Source organism: Enterobacter cloacae complex sp. ECC445, assembly GCF_021892025.1.
Taxonomy (GTDB): domain Bacteria; phylum Pseudomonadota; class Gammaproteobacteria; order Enterobacterales; family Enterobacteriaceae; genus Enterobacter; species Enterobacter chengduensis.
Genome location: NZ_JAKLRZ010000027.1, coordinates 1 through 14,401, shown reverse-complemented (window position 1 = coordinate 14,401; position 14,401 = coordinate 1). Strand labels below are relative to the sequence as shown.

General features: G+C 56.8%; 12 protein-coding genes and 1 pseudogene. 7 read left to right on the top strand and 6 right to left on the bottom strand.

Annotated elements, in window-relative coordinates:
* Positions 1 to 19: 19 nt before the first annotated feature.
* The 3 genes from xylH to xylF form a co-directional block, all read right to left on the bottom strand.
* On the bottom strand, positions 20 to 1,201 hold the full coding sequence (gene xylH, locus L6R44_RS19275; RefSeq protein WP_032644467.1) for a xylose ABC transporter permease XylH: 1,182 nt from the start codon (positions 1,199 to 1,201) through the stop codon (positions 20 to 22).
* Positions 1,179 to 2,720 carry a xylose ABC transporter ATP-binding protein gene (locus tag L6R44_RS19270; RefSeq protein WP_237425133.1) on the bottom strand — a complete coding sequence of 514 codons (1,542 nt, stop codon included), beginning with the start codon at positions 2,718 to 2,720 and terminating at the stop codon, positions 1,179 to 1,181. The genes xylH and L6R44_RS19270 overlap by 23 nt, the downstream gene beginning before the upstream one ends.
* Positions 2,721 to 2,792: 72 nt before the next feature.
* Positions 2,793 to 3,785, bottom strand: a complete 993-nt coding sequence (xylF, locus tag L6R44_RS19265; protein WP_237425132.1) for a D-xylose ABC transporter substrate-binding protein — start codon at positions 3,783 to 3,785, stop codon at positions 2,793 to 2,795.
* 371 nt (positions 3,786 to 4,156) lie between these two features.
* Between xylF and xylA the strand changes: the two genes are divergently transcribed.
* The 4 genes from xylA (at position 4,157) to L6R44_RS19245 (ending at position 8,557) form a co-directional block, all read left to right on the top strand.
* Positions 4,157 to 5,479, top strand: coding sequence for a xylose isomerase (gene xylA / locus L6R44_RS19260; RefSeq protein ID WP_086379673.1), 1,323 nt, complete (start codon positions 4,157 to 4,159; stop codon positions 5,477 to 5,479).
* Positions 5,480 to 5,539: 60 nt separating this feature from the next.
* Entirely contained in the window at positions 5,540 to 6,994 is a 1,455-nt protein-coding gene (gene xylB, locus L6R44_RS19255) for a xylulokinase (RefSeq protein ID WP_237425131.1), read from the top strand.
* A gap of 103 nt (positions 6,995 to 7,097) precedes the next feature.
* Positions 7,098 to 7,637, top strand: coding sequence for an isochorismatase family protein (locus L6R44_RS19250; RefSeq protein ID WP_237425130.1), 540 nt, complete (start codon positions 7,098 to 7,100; stop codon positions 7,635 to 7,637).
* The gene (locus L6R44_RS19245; RefSeq protein ID WP_237425129.1) at positions 7,637 to 8,557 is read left to right on the top strand and encodes a GlxA family transcriptional regulator; all 921 of its coding nucleotides are present in this window, start codon (positions 7,637 to 7,639) and stop codon (positions 8,555 to 8,557) included. The genes L6R44_RS19250 and L6R44_RS19245 overlap by 1 nt, the downstream gene beginning before the upstream one ends.
* On the opposite strand, the gene L6R44_RS19240 is transcribed toward L6R44_RS19245, so the two are convergent.
* Positions 8,550 to 9,545, bottom strand: coding sequence for an acyltransferase (locus L6R44_RS19240; protein WP_237425128.1), 996 nt, complete (start codon positions 9,543 to 9,545; stop codon positions 8,550 to 8,552). The genes L6R44_RS19245 and L6R44_RS19240 overlap by 8 nt on opposite strands.
* A gap of 183 nt (positions 9,546 to 9,728) precedes the next feature.
* Between L6R44_RS19240 and L6R44_RS19235 the strand changes: the two genes are divergently transcribed.
* The 3 genes from L6R44_RS19235 to glyS all read left to right on the top strand — a co-directional run bounded on the left by L6R44_RS19235 (position 9,729) and on the right by glyS (position 13,185).
* Positions 9,729 to 10,034, top strand: a complete 306-nt coding sequence (locus L6R44_RS19235; protein ID WP_237425127.1) for a YsaB family lipoprotein — start codon at positions 9,729 to 9,731, stop codon at positions 10,032 to 10,034.
* Positions 10,035 to 10,194: 160 nt separating this feature from the next.
* Positions 10,195 to 11,106 carry a glycine--tRNA ligase subunit alpha gene (glyQ, locus tag L6R44_RS19230; protein ID WP_003860141.1) on the top strand — a complete coding sequence of 304 codons (912 nt, stop codon included), beginning with the start codon at positions 10,195 to 10,197 and terminating at the stop codon, positions 11,104 to 11,106.
* Positions 11,107 to 11,115: 9 nt separating this feature from the next.
* The gene (glyS, locus tag L6R44_RS19225; RefSeq protein WP_237425126.1) at positions 11,116 to 13,185 is read left to right on the top strand and encodes a glycine--tRNA ligase subunit beta; all 2,070 of its coding nucleotides are present in this window, start codon (positions 11,116 to 11,118) and stop codon (positions 13,183 to 13,185) included.
* 93 nt (positions 13,186 to 13,278) lie between these two features.
* Here glyS and L6R44_RS19220 read toward each other — a convergent pair whose 3' ends face one another.
* Together L6R44_RS19220 and L6R44_RS19215 are read right to left on the bottom strand one after the other, a co-directional pair.
* Complete coding sequence (locus L6R44_RS19220) at positions 13,279 to 13,728, bottom strand: hypothetical protein (protein WP_237425125.1); 450 nt, start codon at positions 13,726 to 13,728, stop codon at positions 13,279 to 13,281.
* Positions 13,695 to 13,841, bottom strand: a pseudogene (locus L6R44_RS19215) (ash family protein); the annotation flags it as partial. The gene L6R44_RS19220 and the pseudogene L6R44_RS19215, both read right to left, overlap by 34 nt.
* Positions 13,842 to 14,401 lie beyond the last annotated feature (560 nt).

The following is a 14,401-nucleotide window of genomic DNA, read 5'->3' as shown; positions in this document are numbered from 1 at the left end:
TTAAGTCATAATACCGTTATCAGGCCCGTCGCTTGGTGGCCGAGTCCATCCAGACTGCCAGTAAAAGAATGGCCCCCTTGACGATATACTGCCAAAACGTCGGGACGTCCATCATACTCATTCCGTTATCCAACGACGCCATGATAAATGCCCCCATCACCGCGCCCGCGACGCTACCGATACCGCCTGCGAGGCTGGTGCCGCCAATGACGCAGGCGGCGATTGCATCCAGCTCGGCGATGTTACCGGCGGAGGGAGATCCGGCCCCCAGACGCGAGCTGAGGATCAAGCCAGCGATAGCGACCATCAGGCCGTTAATGGCGAAGACCGCCAGCTTGGTACGCTCGACGTTAATACCCGAGAGGCGGGCAGCTTCAAGGTTGCCGCCAATGGCATAAATGCGGCGACCAAACGCGGTGCGCGTCGCCATAAACATGCCGCCCAGCAGTAACAGCGCCAGCAGCAGGACCGGTGTCGGGACGCCGCGATAGTCATTCAGGAGCCAGATGGCGCCCAGCACAATGACCGCCGTGAGCGCCTGACGCCCCACCACCGACGTTGACGCAGGGGAAGCCAGCCCCAGCGCCTGACGACGGACGCGTCCCCGCCACTGCCATGCGACAAACGCCAGCAACCCCACCACGCCGAGAGTAAAACCCACGCCATCCGGGAGGTAGCTCTGACCAATTTGCGACATTGCTGCACTGGTCGGTGAGACGGTGGTGCCGTTAGTGATGCCGATTAAGATCCCGCGGAAGGCCAGCATTCCCGCCAGGGTGACAATAAACGATGGCACCTTACGGTAGGCAACCCACCAGCCGTTCCAGGCTCCCAGTACCAGCCCCAATACCAGCGTGACCGCCACGGTCAGCGGCAGCGGCCAGCCGAGCCAGACGTCAAAAATGGCCGCCACGCCGCCGAGAAGCCCCATCATCGAACCGACCGACAGGTCAATCTCCGCGGAGATAATCACGAACACCATGCCCACGGCCAGAATGCCGGTGATAGCGGTCTGGCGAAGCAGGTTGGAGACGTTACGCGCGCTCAGGTATGAGCCATCGGTCATCCAGGTAAAGAACAGCATGATGACGATAATTGCCGCGATCATGACAAAAACCTGCAGGTTTAGCGCTTTGAGCCCTGCGAACGCACCGGGCGTCGGGACGGCGACTTTGATATCAGACGGATTGCTTTTCGACATGACGTTCGCTCCTTAAAGCGGCTTCCATCACCTGCTCCTGCGTCAGGTTCTGGTTAATCAGGTTGGCTTTCAGTTTCCCCTCGTGCATGACCAGCACGCGGTCGCTCAGGCCGAGCACTTCGGGTAGCTCAGACGAAATGACAATGACGGCAATCCCTTGATGTACAAGCTGATTAATCAGTTTGTAGATTTCATATTTGGCACCGATATCGATTCCACGCGTCGGCTCATCAAGGATTAAAATGCGTGGGTTGAGAAGCAGGCAGCGCGCCAGAATCGCCTTCTGCTGGTTGCCGCCGCTCAGGCGGCCGATCGCCAGTTCCGGTGAAGAGGTTTTGACCTTCAGCCGGGCCAGCGACTGAAGAATGCACTGCTGCTCTGCGGCATCGTCCAGGCAGCTCAGCGTGCCCGAGAACCGATCGAGTGCCGCAAGCGTAATGTTTTTCCCCACCGCCATGACGGGTACGATGCCGTCTTTTTTGCGATCTTCCGGCACCATAGCAATGCCGTGGGCAATCGCCTGCTGGCAGTTGTCAATTTTCACCGGCTGGCCGTCGATAAATATCGAGCCCTCCCAGCGCCCCGGCCACACGCCAAACAGACACTGCACGGCCTCCGTGCGCCCGGCGCCGACTAACCCGGCGATACCGAGAATTTCGCCGCTGTGAAGGGAAAATGAGACGTTATTCACGCGCTTGATGTGGCGGTTAACGGGGTGCCACGCGGTCAGGTTTTCCACGCGCAGGACTTCATCGCCCGTTGCGTGAGGTTCACTCGGGTAGAGCGCCGTCAGCTCGCGGCCCACCATCATGGTGATGATGTCATCTTCACTCATCCCTGCGGCTTCACGCGTGCCGATGTGTTGCCCGTCGCGGATCACGCAGATGGTGTCCGAAATGGCTTTCACCTCGTTCAGCTTGTGCGAAATGTAGATGCAGGCGATACCGTGGTTTTGCAGATCGCGAATGATATTGAGCAGAACCGCGGTTTCCTGTTCGGTGAGCGAGGCCGTGGGCTCATCAAGGATCAGCAGCCTGACCTGTTTGTTGAGCGCCTTAGCGATTTCGACCAGTTGCTGCTGTCCTAGCCCCAGGTCCCCCACGCGCGTATTGGGTGAAATGTGGAGACTGACCTGCGCCAGCAGCTTTTCACAGCGCAGCGTCATGGTGTCGTAGTCCAGCACGCCGTGGCGGGAAATTTCGGCTCCGAGGAAAATGTTCTCCAGCACGGTGAGATGCTTCACCAGCGCCAGCTCCTGGTGGATGATGGCGATGCCTTTACGTTCGGTATCGCGGATGTGTGTCGCCTGGATAACTTCACCGGCAAAGACGATTTCGCCTTCGTAGCTCCCGTGCGGGTAGATCCCGCACAGCACTTTCATCAGCGTTGACTTGCCCGAACCGTTCTCACCGCACAGCGAAACCACTTCACCGGGGTTCAACCGGAGGCTGACGTTGTCGACGGCTTTCACCGCGCCGAAGCGTTTGGTGATGCTTTTCATTTCAAGTAAATAAGGCATAACCGCTCCACATAACCCGAGGGAAGAACAGCACAACGTGATGCGCCCCCGCAGAGCAGGGGCCGCGCCGGATTACAGTTCGCTCTTCTTGTGGAAACCATCTTTGATGACGGTGGCGTCAATGTTCTCTTTATTGACTTCTATTGGCGTGAGCAGACGAGCCGGAACGTCTTTAAGCCCGTTATTCAGGGTCGCATCTGCTTTAGGTTGCTTACCATTACCCAGCTCCACGGCAATTTCTGCCGCCGTATTGGCAAGCTGGGTAATAGGTTTGTAGACCGTCATGGTCTGGGTGCCTGCGATAATACGTTTTACCCCGGCCAGATCGGCGTCCTGCCCTGAGATAGCGACTTTCCCCGCCAGACCCTGGGCGCTCAGCGCCTGAATGGCACCGCCTGCGGTGGCATCGTTGGAGGCCACGACCGCATCAATTTTGTTGTTGTTGGCCGTTAGCGCGTTTTCCATAATCTTCAGCGCGTTTTCTGGCAGCCAGCCGTCGGCCCATTGATCGCCGACCACCTTAATTTTCCCGTTATCAATGTACGGCTTAAGGACTTTCATTTGTCCTTCGCGGAACAGTTTGGCGTTGTTATCCACCGGCGAACCACCCATCAGGAAATAATTCCCCTGAGGCACTTTGTCGATCAGGCTTTGCGCCTGTAATTCGCCCACTTTTTCATTGTCGAACGAAATATAATAATCAATATCCGCATTATTAATCATGCGGTCATAGGCCAGCACTTTTATGCCTTCCTGCTTGGCCTCTTTCACTACGTTACTTAATACCTGGCCGTTATAGGGGATAATAACCAGCACATCAACGCCACGGTTAATCATATTCTCGATCTGCGACATTTGCGTTTCTTCGTTGCCGTTAGCCGACTGTACAAACACGCTGGCGCCGAGGGATTCTGCTTTCTTCACAAAAATATCGCGATCTTTTTGCCAGCGCTCCAGGCGCAGGTCATCAATGGCCATGCCAATTTTGACCTCTTTGGCCTGTCCTGCAAAGCTTGCAAGGAGGAGAGTAGTGCAGAGCGTTAGGGTCAGGTTCTTTATCTTCATAATTATTCTGCCTTTTTGTAGGGGGGTGTGTTGCTGAGATAAAAGAAACATTCACTGCTGAGACGCAGCAAATTTTTAACGCGGAACGGCGGGCTGGCAATTACAGATTTTTATCTTCTCATTACGATATTTGGTTTATTTCTGAATTTATGACCGCGATCGGATTTTAAAAAACGTAACGTCTTAATTACATTTGATTCTGGAATGTGCGCCGAAAAATAGTTCGTTTGCGCATTATTTTGCGAGCCAGCGCACAGTTATGCATTCTCTCAATAGCAGTGTGAAATAACGTAATTGAGCAACCCAAAATGTCTATTCACTATTACTCCTGTATCAACGACTCGCCGCATACCCTGATTATGGAGCTCAATATGCAAGCTTATTTCGACCAACTCGATCGTGTTCGTTACGAAGGCCCAAAAACGGCCAATCCTTTAGCTTTTCGTCACTACAACCCGGATGAGCTGGTGCTGGGTAAGCGCATGGAAGATCATCTGCGCTTTGCCGCCTGTTACTGGCATACCTTCTGCTGGAACGGTGCCGATATGTTCGGCGTGGGTTCCTTTGACCGCCCATGGCAGCAGCCGGGCGAGGCTATCGAGCTGGCAAAGCGCAAAGCCGATGTGGCATTTGAGTTCTTCCACAAGCTGAACGTGCCGTACTACTGCTTCCATGACGTGGACGTGTCGCCGGAAGGCGCGTCGCTGAAAGAGTACCTGAACAACTTCGCACAGATGGTAGACGTGCTGGCGGCGAAACAGCAGCAAAGCGGCGTGAAGCTGCTCTGGGGTACGGCAAACTGCTTCACCAATCCTCGCTACGGCGCGGGTGCAGCAACTAACCCTGACCCAGAGGTATTTAGCTGGGCGGCTACGCAGGTGGTGACGGCCATGAACGCCACGCATCAGCTGGGCGGCGAAAACTATGTCCTGTGGGGCGGCCGTGAAGGTTATGAAACCCTCCTGAACACCGACCTGCGTCAGGAGCGCGAGCAGATTGGCCGCTTTATGCAGATGGTTGTCGACCACAAGCATAAAATCGGCTTCCGCGGCACGCTGCTGATTGAGCCGAAACCGCAGGAACCGACGAAGCACCAGTATGACTACGACGTGGCGACGGTGTATGGCTTCCTGAAGCAGTTCGGTCTGGAAAAAGAGATTAAAGTTAACATTGAAGCTAACCACGCAACGCTGGCGGGCCACTCATTCCATCACGAGATTGCGTCTGCGATTGCGCTGGGCATCTTCGGCTCTGTGGATGCGAACCGAGGCGATGCGCAGCTGGGCTGGGATACAGACCAGTTCCCGAACAGCGTGGAAGAGAATGCGCTGGTGATGTATGAAATCATCAAGGCGGGCGGTTTCACCACCGGCGGCCTGAACTTTGACGCCAAGGTGCGTCGTCAGAGCACCGACAAATACGATCTGTTCTACGGCCACATTGGCGCGATGGACACCATGGCGCTGGCGCTGAAGGTGGCGGCTCGCATGATTGAAGACGGCGAGCTCGATAAACGCGTGGCGAAGCGCTACAGCGGCTGGAACAGTGAGCTGGGCCAGCAAATTTTGAAAGGCCAGTTATCGCTTGCGGACATCGCGAAGTACGCTGAACAACATCAGCTGGCACCGCAGCACCAGAGCGGGCACCAGGAGCTGCTGGAAAATCTGGTCAATCACTACCTGTTCGATAAATAACACCTTGTAGGCCCGGTAAGCGCAGCGCCACCGGGCATTTTCAGTTAAGGAATCCACTATATGTACATCGGGGTCGATCTTGGCACATCGGGTGTGAAAGCCATCCTGTTAAGCGAGCAGGGCGACGTGTTAGCCACGCAGACGGAAACGCTGCAGGTTTCACGTCCGCATCCGCTGTGGTCGGAACAGGATCCGGAGCAGTGGTGGCAGGCGACGGATCGCGCAATCAAAGCCTTAGGTGAGAAACATAGCCTTCGTAACGTGAAGGCGCTGGGCATTGCCGGACAAATGCACGGCGCTACGCTGCTGGATAGCCAGCATCGCGTGTTGCGTCCAGCGATCCTCTGGAACGATGGCCGCTGTGCGGAAGAGTGCGCGCTTCTTGAGACGCGTGTACCCACGTCGCGTGAGATTACCGGCAACCTGATGATGCCCGGCTTTACCGCGCCCAAACTTCTGTGGGTGCAGCGACACGAGCCGGAGATTTTCCGTCAGGTGGCGAAAGTCCTGCTGCCGAAAGATTATCTGCGCTTTCGCATGACGGGCGATTTTGCCTCTGACATGTCCGATGCCGCCGGCACGATGTGGCTTGACGTGGCGAAACGCGACTGGAGCGAGGCGATGCTGGATGCCTGCCATCTGACCCGCGGACATATGCCCGCGCTGTTCGAAGGTAGCGAGGTGACGGGCACGCTGCTGCCAGCCGTTGCTGAACGCTGGAACATGCCTGCCGTACCGGTGGTGGCCGGGGGCGGCGATAACGCGGCGGGGGCTGTCGGCGTCGGCATGGTTGAGGCAGGGCAGGCGATGCTTTCGCTGGGAACGTCTGGCGTCTATTTTGCCGTCAGCGACGGGTATCGCAGCAACCCCGAAAGCGCTGTGCACAGTTTCTGCCATGCCCTTCCGGGGAAATGGCATTTGATGTCAGTGATGCTCAGCGCGGCGTCCTGCCTGGACTGGGCGGCAAAACTCACCGGCATGGCCGACGTGCCGTCGCTCATCTCTGCGGCGCAGCAGGCGGATGACGCTGCGGGCACGGTCTGGTTTTTACCGTATCTTTCCGGCGAGCGAACGCCGCACAACAACCCGGAAGCGAAAGGGGTGTTCTTTGGCTTAACCCATCAGCATGGCCCGTCAGAGCTGGCGCGTGCGGTTCTTGAGGGCGTAGGCTATGCGATGGCTGACGGGATGGACGTGGTGCACGACTGCGGCCTGAAACCCACGAGCGTCACCCTGATTGGCGGCGGTGCGCGAAGCCCTTACTGGCGACAGATGCTGGCCGACATCAGCGGTTTGCAGCTCGATTTCCGCACCGGAGGGGATGTCGGGCCCGCGCTGGGCGCCGCGCGGCTGGCGCAAATCGCCATGAACCCCGAAAAACCGCTTTCAACGCTGTTGCCGCAGCTCCCGCTTGAACAGGCGCACTTGCCTGATGCGGCGAGCCATGCGCGGTACGCACAAAGGCGCGACGTGTTCCGTAAAATCTACCAGCAGCTGCTGCCGCTGATGTCGTAAATTCGTTTGTCCGACAGAGGCACGAGGATGTCCTTTTTTGGTCTGTGCGTGCCTTCATTTCCTTGCCAGTATGGTGTTACACCCACTGGCGAGGAGATTCATCATGTCACGTACTGCATTAATCAACATCGATACCCAGCAGTCATTTCACCATCGAAATTACTGGCAGGAAGGCGATATTCCCGCCTTTCAGCAGGCGATGCTGGGGCTGATTGAAGGCTGCCAGGCGCACGGTATTCCGGTCGTGGATATTTTTCATGTCGACGAAGACGGCCCCTTCACGCTGCAAAGCGGCTATGTCAAACCGATGGCCTTTTTGCGTCATCAGCCGGATGTGGTTTTCCAGAAACACGTCCATAATGCCTTCACGGATACCGGGCTTGACCGCTGGCTGCGCGAGCGTGATATCAACAACGTGATTATCTGCGGCATCCGCACGGAACAATGCTGTGAAACCACCGCTCGGGTGGCATCCGATCTGGGGTATGCTGTGACCTTTGTGAGTGAGGCAACGCTGACGTTTCCCATGACCTACAAGGGCATTACCCTTAGCGCTGCGGAAATTCGCCATCGTACCGAAACGGTCCTGGCCGGGCGATTTGCCGATATTAAAACGGTAGCGGAGACGCTGGAGTCACTGTAATGCGCATCGACGTCTGGTTCGTGATGTTGCCCGGGGTGCTGTCATTAGACATGACCGGCCCGGCAGAAACCTTTGTGCTGGCGGGCGACGCGTTTCGTCTGCACTACATTGGGCCGCAACCGGACGTTCCAACGTCGATAGGCCTGACGATGAGCGGCATCCAGCCGCTGCCGGAGCGTCTCCCGGCAGGTAGCCTGCTGGTATTACCCGGCGTCAGCGACTCCCGTACTCAGTTTTCCACGCCGCAGGCGCAGCTGATCCAGCACTGGCTGATGCGCCTGCAGCCGCAGATCCAGCGCCGGGACATCACGGTGATGTGCGTCTGTTCAGGCGCGCTGCTGGCGGCGAAATCGGGCCTGCTGAACAACCGGCAGTGCACAACCCACCATGACGTTATCAGCCGTTTACGCACCGCGGCCCCGACGGCGACGATCAAAGAAAACCGCATCTTTGTGCAGGATGAGAACATCTGGACCAGCGCGGGGATCACCTCGGGTATCGATCTGGCGCTGCACATGATTAACCGCCTGTGCGGCCCCGAAAAGGCGCTGGCCGTGGCGCGTGAGATGGTGGTGTGGTTCCGCCGTTCCGGTGACGATCCCCAGCTTTCGCCGTGGCTACGCTACCGCAACCATCTTCACCCGGCGATCCATCGGGCGCAGGACGCGCTCACCGCCGAGCCGCAAAAAGCGTGGAGCGTGCCTGACATTGCCGCGCTGGCGCACGTTAGCCCGCGCCATCTCACCCGGCTGTTTCAGTCACATTTAGGCATTAGCGTTCGCGACTATCTGGAACAGCTGCGCCTGGCGGTGGCGGAGCAGTGGCTATTGCAGGGGCGCGGCGTGGAACAGGCTTCACTGGCGGCAGGGTTTTCCTCCCCACGCCAGTACCATCGCGCCCGCCAGCGAACCGTTAGCTGACGAAGCGGCGAGTATCTATTTTTTGCAGCAGCATCGACAGCAGCAGGCTGATCGCCAGCGTGGCGGCAAAAATCCAGACAATATCCAGCACCGGCCAGCTCTTTAGCTCAACGCCTCGGGTGCGCAGGGCGTGGATCACCAGCGCGTGAAAACCATAAATTCCGAGGGAGTGCCGCGAAATCACGCTCAGTAAAGGGAGTGGCCGCGCGTTGAGCGTGTTTTTAACGAGCGTAAGCAGCGAGACGGCACAGATAAAGACCATCGGCCCACAATACAGGTACCAGGTATCGGCAAAATTGCCGCGCCACTGCAGTTCATGCAGCGTCCCGCGTGAAATCACCGCCACGCCAGCGATAAACAGCGCTCCGCAGAGCCAGCTCAGACCGCGTTTTTGCGTGTCCATCATCCCGATGGCGCGCCCCAGCATGCCGTAAAGCATGTAGTAGAAGGTATCGCCGTTGATATAGAGATTGATCGGCAACCACTCAAATCCGTCGATTTTCTGTGAGACCGTATTTGGGTTGGCGATAATGCCTATCACCACCATCAGGGCCAGCAGCATTTTCCCGCTGACGTTTTTCACCTGAATAAGGGGAGAAACCAGGTAGATAACGATAATGGCGAAGAAGAACCACAGGTGGTAGAACACCGGTTTTTGCAGCACGTATTTGAGCGATAGCCCGGCGTTAATGGAGGTGAACAGGGTGATGTAAATCAAGGCAATGGCGCTGTAAAACCCCAGGCAGGCCGCGATGCGGATAAAGTGCCTCGGCTGCGCGCTGCGCTCGCCAAAAAAGAGAAAGCCGGAAATCATAAAGAACAGCGGCACGCTGACGCGCGACGCAGCGTTGAGAATATTGGCGATATCCCAGTTAACGGGGCTGACGCTGTGGGCATTCGTGACGTACCAGGTCGTCGTGTGGATCATGACCACCATCAGACACGCTATTCCTCGCAGGTTATCAATCCAGTTAATTTTTGACTGCATCAGTTCCTCGTTTTCCCTGTAAATTGAGTGTGACTGCCATTGTCCAAAAGTCTTCGCCTGGAAAACTCTGAGTTTTATTCTGCAGGCTTGTCGGGAGACCGCGAGATTCGCAGAATGCCGGACCATAATCTATAAAAGCGTTGATACTAAAAATAACAGCCGCTGACCAGGACGGTAATAAAAATGATGATGAAGCGTGTGGCGTCACTCTTTCTGCTGGTAATCCTGGTGGGATGCAGTGCGCCGCAAGAAGCACCTGTGCAAAAAGCGCAGCAGGGTAAAATGAGCCCGGAACGTTCGCTGAATATGGAAGCGCTCTGTAAAGATCGCGCCGCTCGCCGCTATAACTCGGACGTGCAGAAAATTGACGTCACCGGGTTTGAGCGTTTTCAGGGAAGCTATGAGCTGCGGGGCCATACGTCGCGCAAAGAGGGCTTTGTCTGCTCGTTTGATGCGGACGGTCAGTTTTTACACCTCTCCATGCGCTAGCCTGCTCGTATAATCAGCAGCCAGACGCCGTCAGCGTTCTGGCCGGAAGGCTTATTTCCCAATTTTCCCTAAACAACCCCGTTTCGTACTGTATATCTTGCAGCCAGCGGGTATACTGGTCCCTTCCATTTAAAACCACACGTATCCAGCACGAAATACTATGCAAAAGTTTGATACCAAGACCTTCCAGGGCCTGATCCTGACCTTACAGGATTACTGGGCTCGTCAGGGCTGTACCATTGTTCAACCTTTGGACATGGAAGTCGGCGCCGGCACTTCACACCCGATGACCAGCCTGCGCGCGTTGGGGCCTGAGCCAATGGCGACCGCGTATGTGCAGCCTTCACGTCGTCCGACCGATGGTCGTTACGGTGAAAACCCGAACCGTCTGCAGCATTACTATCAGTTCCAGGTGGTGATTAAGCCATCACCCGACAACATTCAGGAACTGTACCTCGGGTCGCTGAAAGAGCTGGGTATGGATCCCACCATCCACGACATCCGTTTCGTGGAAGATAACTGGGAAAACCCAACGCTGGGTGCCTGGGGTCTGGGTTGGGAAGTGTGGCTGAACGGTATGGAAGTGACCCAGTTCACTTACTTCCAGCAGGTGGGTGGTCTGGAATGTAAGCCGATCACCGGTGAAATCACCTACGGTCTGGAACGTCTGGCGATGTACATTCAGGGCGTAGACAGCGTTTACGACCTGGTCTGGAGCGACGGCCCGCTGGGTAAAACCACCTACGGCGACGTGTTCCATCAGAACGAAGTGGAGCAATCCACCTATAACTTCGAATACGCGGACGTGGACTTCCTGTTCACCTGCTTCGAGCAGTACGAGAAAGAAGCGCAGCAGCTGCTGGCGCTGGAGACTCCGCTGCCGCTGCCTGCCTACGAGCGTATTCTGAAGGCCGCCCACAGCTTCAACCTGCTGGACGCCCGCAAAGCCATCTCCGTGACTGAACGTCAGCGCTACATTCTGCGTATTCGTACCCTGACCAAAGCCGTTGCAGAAGCTTACTACGCGTCCCGTGAAGCCCTTGGCTTCCCGATGTGCAACCGAAACAAATAAGAGGCGGCCATGTCTGAGAAAACTTTCCTGGTGGAAATCGGCACCGAAGAGCTGCCACCAAAAGCCCTGCGCAGCCTGGCTGAATCTTTCGCTGCGAACGTGACCGCCGAGCTGGATAACGCTGGCCTGGCGCACGGTAAAATTGAGTGGTTTGCCGCGCCGCGCCGTCTGGCGCTGAAAGTGGCAAATCTGGCGGCGTCTCAGCCGGATCGCGAAGTCGAAAAACGTGGCCCGGCGATTGCCCAGGCGTTCGACGCGGAAGGCAAGCCGAGCAAAGCGGCGGAAGGCTGGGCGCGCGGCTGCGGCATCACCGTCGATCAGGCCGAGCGTCTGACCACCGACAAAGGCGAATGGCTGCTCTATCGTGCCCATGTGAAAGGCGAAAGCGCAGAAGCGCTGCTGCCGGACATGATTGCCACGTCGCTGGCGAAGCTGCCAATTCCTAAGCTGATGCGCTGGGGCGCGTCCGACGTCCACTTCGTGCGTCCGGTTCACACCGTGACCCTGCTGCTGGGCGACACCGTTATCCCGGCGACCATTCTGGGCGTCGCGTCCGATCGCGTGATCCGCGGCCATCGCTTTATGGGCGAGCCAGAGTTCACCATCGACAATGCCGACCAGTATCCGCAGATCCTGCTGGAGCGCGGCAAGGTCATTGCCGACTACGAACAGCGTAAAGCGAAAATCAAAGCGGACGCCGAAGAAGCGGCGCGCAAGATTGGCGGTAACGCCGATCTTAGCGACAGCCTGCTGGAAGAAGTGACCTCGCTGGTGGAATGGCCGGTAGTGCTGACCGCGAAGTTCGAAGAGAAGTTCCTGGCCGTTCCGGCAGAAGCGCTGGTCTACACCATGAAGGGTGACCAAAAGTACTTCCCGGTCTATGCCAACGACGGCAAGCTGCTGCCAAACTTTATCTTCGTGGCAAACATCGAATCGAAAGATCCGATCCAGATTATCTCCGGTAACGAGAAAGTGGTGCGTCCGCGTCTGGCGGATGCCGAGTTCTTCTTCAATACCGATCGTAAAAAGCGTCTGGAAGATCACCTCCCGCGCCTGCAGACCGTGCTGTTCCAGCAGCAGCTGGGTACGCTGCGCGACAAGACCGACCGCATTGCGGAGCTGTCCGGCTGGATCGCTCGTGAAATCGGTGCCGACGTTAACCACGCGACCCGTGCGGGCCTGCTGTCAAAATGCGACCTGATGACCAACATGGTGTTTGAGTTTACCGACACCCAGGGCGTGATGGGCATGCACTACGCGCGTCACGATGGCGAAGCGGAAGACGTGGCGGTTGCCCTGAACGAGCAGTATCAGCCGCGCTTTGCGGGTGACGAACTGCCGTCCAACCCGGTTGCCTGCGCTGTCGCCATTGCCGATAAGATGGACACCCTGGCGGGTATCTTCGGTATCGGCCAGCATCCGAAAGGCGACAAAGACCCGTTTGCGCTGCGTCGTGCCGCGCTGGGCGTGCTGCGTATCATCGTTGAGAAGAACCTGAACCTCGATCTGCAGACCCTGACCGAAGAAGCGGTGCGTCTGTACGGCGACAAGCTGACCAACGCGAAGGTTGTGGATGACGTGATCGACTTTATGCTCGGTCGTTTCCGCGCGTGGTATCAGGACGAAGGTTACACCGTTGACACCATTCAGGCGGTGCTGGCGCGTCGTCCGACCCGTCCGGCTGATTTTGATGCGCGTATGAAGGCGGTGTCCCACTTCCGCACGCTGGAAGCGGCATCTGCTCTGGCCGCGGCCAACAAGCGTGTCTCCAACATTCTGGCGAAATCCGACGAGACGCTGAACGAGCGCGTGAACGCCGCGACGCTGAAAGAGCCGGAAGAGATCGCCCTGGCGATGCAGGTTGTGGTGCTGCGCGACAAGCTCGAGCCGTACTTCGCGGAAGGCCGCTACCAGGAAGCGCTGGTGGAGCTGGCGGAGCTGCGTGACGTGATTGATGCGTTCTTCGAGAAAGTGATGGTGAACGTAGAAGACAAAGAGCTGCGTATTAACCGTCTCTCCATGCTTGAGAAACTGCGCGAGCTGTTCCTGCGCGTGGCGGATATTTCGCTGCTGCAGTAATGTGCCCGTTGTGACAAATGCTAAAAACCCGCTTCGGCGGGTTTTTTTATGGGTCTTTTGTAGGCCGGATAAGCGCAGCGTCATCCGGCAGGTTTAGCCGATCGCGATTGTGCCTTCGTCTGTCTGCAGCCAGCGCGGTGCCTTCAGCGTATCGGTAAAGTAGCCGACCAGTTCACACAGCAAATCTTCCATCACGATTTCAGACTGTAGCGGCAGTGAGCCGTTCATCAGCAATTGCGTAATCTCCTGACAGTAGCGCCCCAGCTGATCGCATTCGGGTTCGAAAGCCGGAACGCGTGACGGGAGTTCTTCCACGGTCAGGCTGGCTTTTAAATGTTCTGGAATAGCGTCCAGCAGCGTCGGTTGCAGAAGCGCCAGACAGGCGGAGAGTCGGCCGTAGAGCGCCATTTTTGGGGCGGGCTCTTCGCAATCTACCAGTGCGTCGATAAAACGTTCGCAGTTATCCGCCAGTTCGGTGAAGTCGGTGGCGTGGTTGAAGGGCAGAGTGATTAAAGAATGAACTTGGGTTGGGGTAGTAGCCATATTGGCAGCCTCCGATAAGTGATAAAGCGTCCACCACCGGAAATGCTAACTTCGCTGGTGGTGGACTGAACAGAGTTAGCATTACCGGCCTTATCGGATACCGGCGCATCTTTCGATGCCCCTGCTCAGCCCACCATTGAGATGTAGCAAAGCATGCTGCACATAATGTGCCGCCGATAAGATAAGCCAGGATGCTAAACCCGACACCTGATTTTGCAGGTGCGAAGAGAACTTACTGCTCATCAAAACAGGCGGCAACAGATTTTAGCTATGCCACTGAGGATATTACCATTTCTGGAAAGAGACTCGCAAAATTACCGCAATGAAAAGCATACTGCGGGCAGAGGTCTTACAGCGACGCTATGGTCCGGCTGTAAATCGCTGAGGCGTTTCCTGCAGGCCGGGTAGCCAGGGTGGTGGCGACTGAGCCACCCTGGCACGTTCACGGGTATTGTCATTACAGAGTAGCAAGGAACATAAAGTGAACGGAATGACCACCAGAGCCGTATGCTTCCCCTCACCCTAACCCTCTCCCCATGTACAGTCCGGGGACATAGTGAACACTTGTTCGGGGACATGGTAGACACTTACAACTTAGGCATAAGAACCCGCTAATGGAGTCGCTTATGCCCTGGGATGCGAGAGATACCATGTCATTACGTACCGAGTTTGT

Coding starts and splice junctions, on each gene's coding strand:
- L6R44_RS19240 (WP_237425128.1), bottom strand. CDS start 9,545: ATGCAGTCAAAAATTAACTGGATTGATAACCTGCGAGGAATAGCGTGT.
- L6R44_RS19235 (WP_237425127.1), top strand. CDS start 9,729: ATGATGATGAAGCGTGTGGCGTCACTCTTTCTGCTGGTAATCCTGGTG.
- xylA (WP_086379673.1), top strand. CDS start 4,157: ATGCAAGCTTATTTCGACCAACTCGATCGTGTTCGTTACGAAGGCCCA.
- xylB (WP_237425131.1), top strand. CDS start 5,540: ATGTACATCGGGGTCGATCTTGGCACATCGGGTGTGAAAGCCATCCTG.
- L6R44_RS19250 (WP_237425130.1), top strand. CDS start 7,098: ATGTCACGTACTGCATTAATCAACATCGATACCCAGCAGTCATTTCAC.
- L6R44_RS19220 (WP_237425125.1), bottom strand. CDS start 13,728: ATGGCTACTACCCCAACCCAAGTTCATTCTTTAATCACTCTGCCCTTC.
- glyQ (WP_003860141.1), top strand. CDS start 10,195: ATGCAAAAGTTTGATACCAAGACCTTCCAGGGCCTGATCCTGACCTTA.
- glyS (WP_237425126.1), top strand. CDS start 11,116: ATGTCTGAGAAAACTTTCCTGGTGGAAATCGGCACCGAAGAGCTGCCA.
- L6R44_RS19270 (WP_237425133.1), bottom strand. CDS start 2,720: ATGCCTTATTTACTTGAAATGAAAAGCATCACCAAACGCTTCGGCGCG.
- xylH (WP_032644467.1), bottom strand. CDS start 1,201: ATGTCGAAAAGCAATCCGTCTGATATCAAAGTCGCCGTCCCGACGCCC.
- xylF (WP_237425132.1), bottom strand. CDS start 3,785: ATGAAGATAAAGAACCTGACCCTAACGCTCTGCACTACTCTCCTCCTT.
- L6R44_RS19245 (WP_237425129.1), top strand. CDS start 7,637: ATGCGCATCGACGTCTGGTTCGTGATGTTGCCCGGGGTGCTGTCATTA.